At 43.5% G+C, this 3255-nt stretch carries 3 protein-coding genes; all 3 read left to right on the forward strand.

The genetic code is table 11. The features are described 5' to 3' along the window. The first annotated feature begins 316 nt into the window (after positions 1-316). A complete protein-coding gene (locus ACMJ0U_RS00025; RefSeq protein ID WP_117702350.1) occupies positions 317-682 on the forward strand; it encodes a BlaI/MecI/CopY family transcriptional regulator in 366 nt (121 codons plus the stop codon). 12 nt (positions 683-694) lie between these two features. After that, positions 695-1972: a M56 family metallopeptidase gene (locus tag ACMJ0U_RS00030; protein ID WP_417127349.1), complete on the forward strand. Its 1278-nt coding sequence runs from the start codon at positions 695-697 to the stop codon at positions 1970-1972. Between the two features lie 115 nt (positions 1973-2087). Then, a partial coding sequence (locus tag ACMJ0U_RS00035) for a TlpA family protein disulfide reductase (RefSeq protein ID WP_417127350.1) occupies positions 2088-3255 on the forward strand: 1168 nt, incomplete at its 3' end.

Genomic DNA, 3255 nt, shown 5'->3' on the forward strand with positions numbered 1-3255 from the left:
TTGTTATGGTCAATAAAAGAAAATAATTGCTTCTCCGTTGTGGGGTAAATTGTCTTTCCTTTTCTACGTTTTCCGTGGCAGAACCTTACGTTTCTCTTACGGGAAACGTAGGTTTCCGGCTGGAGAGCCGTATGGTTTCCGGAAAGGAAACATAGAAATCTTCTGTTCGTATTTCTTTATATACGCTTGCGTTTCAGCAATGTCATAAGATATTTTGAAAATGTACTTCTTGTTCAATATAATTAACCATTTGAATGCTTATTGTTTACGATAATTTCGTAGATTTGCGAAAAGTTCGTAGAAAAACTTGTTCGATATGGAAAAACTAACTTATCAGGAAGAAGAAGCCATGCGCTTTATTTGGAACTTGGGACCGTGTTTTGTGAAGGATGTGGTGGCATGCTATGCTGAACCTAAACCGCCTTATACTACGGTGGCCTCCATCATCAACAACCTGAAGCGGAAAGGATACCTGCAGGCAGAAAGGTTTGGTAATACTTACCGGTATACTCCTTTAGTTGCTCAGGAAGAATATACCAGCAAGTCTGTGGGCAACATTGTGCGCAATTATTTTGCCAATTCTTATAAGGAGATGGTTTCGTTTTTTGCCAAGGAACAGAAGATTTCCAAGGAAGACCTGAATGAGATTATCAACCTGATTGAAAAACGTGAAGACAAATAAAAACTTATTTTTATGCTATACCTTCTTCAAGTCAATGTCGGATTAATCCTGTTTTACGCGCTTTATAAACTGGTATGCACGCGGGATACCTTCTTCCGTTCCAGAAGATTTATCCTGATAGTGTCGCTTGTATTGCCATTCATCCTGCCTTTTATCGACGTGCGTGAATGGCTGGAAAGCCGTGACCGCATGATTATGCTCACTCACTTTGATTACTCGGCGGTGTTGCCGGAGATTGTGGTGGGGAGTGAAGCGGCAGAAACCGGGAACCGTGTGTTCGTGCTGTCTGAGTGGATAGGTTATTTGTATCTTGCCGGAGTACTGGTATTGCTCGTCCGGCTTGCGATTCAGGCATTCAGTCTGTATCGCCTCATTGTACGTATGCCGGAAAAAGAGATAAACGGTGTCCGCGTAAAATGTTTGAATGCCCCTTCCGGACCGTTCTCTTTCTTCAGATGGATTTTCATGAATCCTGCCGCAGTGAAGGAAGATGAAATCAGTGAAATTCTGACGCATGAAATGGCGCACGTAAGGCAGCATCATTCTGTCGATGTACTTCTTGCCGAGATGGTCAGCATCTGCTGCTGGATGAATCCCTTTGCCTGGCTGCTGAAACGTGAGGTCAGACTCAACTTAGAGTTCCTGGCCGACAGGAAAGTAATGGAGGCAGGGTTTGCCACTAAAAGCTATCAATATCACCTGCTTGGGTTGGCTTACAACCACAAGTACGGGTTATCCAATAATTTCAACTTCTCTCACCTTAAACAACGTATCATTATGATGAACAAGAAAAAATCAAACGCTGCAGGGCATATCAAATATGCACTGTTCGTGCTTCCGGCCTTTGCTCTACTCGTTGCCGGAAACATCTCCTGCTCGCAGGATGCATCACAGACGGAGGATGCAAAAGAAGAAGTTGTTGCCCCGGTAAGTCCGGAAGCAAAAGAAGTTCCCGCAGATAGTACGGCTAAAGAAGAAGTATTTATGGTTGCAGAACAGATGCCTGAGTTTCCGGGAGGAATGAAGGAAATGTTGAAATTCCTTCAAGAAAACGTGAAATATCCGGAAAATGCCATGAAGAATAATGTGCAGGGACGGGTAATCGTACAATTTGTGATAGAAAAAGATGGAACTCCTACCGAGTTCAAAGTACTTCGTTCTGTAGATCCGGATTTGGATGCAGAGGCTTTGCGCGTGCTGCAGACCATGCCTAAGTGGAAGCCGGGCATGCAGAGGGGGGAGGTCGTAAGGGTAAAATTTACCGTACCTGTTTCGTTCAAACTCCAATAAATTGTTTTTGAGTCCGCTTTAAAATGGGTTTCAATTACGCTTTAAATGTTTCTGAGAGAAGTTGGAATGTAATCCCGTATTTTAGAGCGGACTCATTTTTTAGAAATATGATACCATGAAATTCACAGCAATATTATTTTCCTCTCTATTATTGGGATTGATGCTGGGGAGTTGCCATTCCGGACAGAAGGTTCCGGAAGGTGAATTCCTGATAGAAGGATTTGTGAAGAATCTGCCCGACAGTTCAATTGTATCCCTCTTTCAGTTTGAAAACAGACAGTATGCGGCCGCTATGATATCTGATACGGTTACAGGTGGCAGGTTTGTGTTAAGGGATACCATTACTTCAAAGGAATCTCGGCAGCTGTTGCTATTAGTAATCTATAAGAAGACATTTTCAGTGTGGCCGCTTTCTCTATGGGTAGTTTCCGGAGCAAAAATCCGGATTCAGGGTGAAGGCATGCTCTGTCCGTTCTGGACGGTAGAAAGTGAGGTAGCGGAGCAGCAGGCGGAGGCTGAATTTACCAAGCTGGGAATGCCGGAAATGGTGGAAGCCTTTAAGCAAGAGATGATAGTATATGAAATGTTTGACAAGGGCATAAATGATATTTCCATCCGAAACAAGATTGATTCTATCCGTCGGAATCATATATATCCTCTGCAAGACAAAGTTCGGTTACGGGAATTGGAATACATGAAAACGGCTCCGGTCACAAAAGTCTGGCTGGAAAAGTATTGTGATCAGTTGTCTTTCCTCAATTGGAACACCGATTCTCAATATTCCCATAAAGAATTGGTTTATCCGCTGTATACACGTTTGTCTGAAGCTGATCGCAAGTTGCCGGTAGGACGTGAAATAACAACTTATATCAAGATGGTGGAGCCAGTAAAAGTAGGCGACCACATGGTAGACGGTACGCTGTATGATACGGAGGGAAATACACATCATCTCTCTGAGTTTGAGGGTAAATACATTCTGCTTGATTTCTGGAACCTCGGTTGCCAGCCTTGCATGGAGGCACTGCCGGAAATGGAAGAAGTGAGTCGTATGTATAAGGGGAAACTGGAACTGGTTAGTATTTGTGGAGCCGCGAAGAACAGATGGAAGAAGTTTGTGGCAGAAAAGAAACTGACCGGCCATCAATGGAATGAACTTCGTGAGGTGAATGACGGACTTGCAGCGGTTTATGGTGTAAAGGGAGTTCCTCATTATGTGCTGATTTCACCGGAACGTAAAGTGATACATAGCTGGATGGGGTATCGTAAGCATATCCTGAAAGAGA

The organism is Phocaeicola sp., from assembly GCF_048170425.1.
Taxonomy (GTDB): domain Bacteria; phylum Bacteroidota; class Bacteroidia; order Bacteroidales; family Bacteroidaceae; genus Phocaeicola.

What these genes read in the sequence shown, in the direction of transcription:
- ACMJ0U_RS00025 (WP_117702350.1), top strand. Translation starts at nt 317, where the DNA reads ATGGAAAAACTAACTTATCAGGAAGAAGAAGCCATGCGCTTTATTTGG.
- ACMJ0U_RS00030 (WP_417127349.1), top strand. Translation starts at nt 695, where the DNA reads ATGCTATACCTTCTTCAAGTCAATGTCGGATTAATCCTGTTTTACGCG.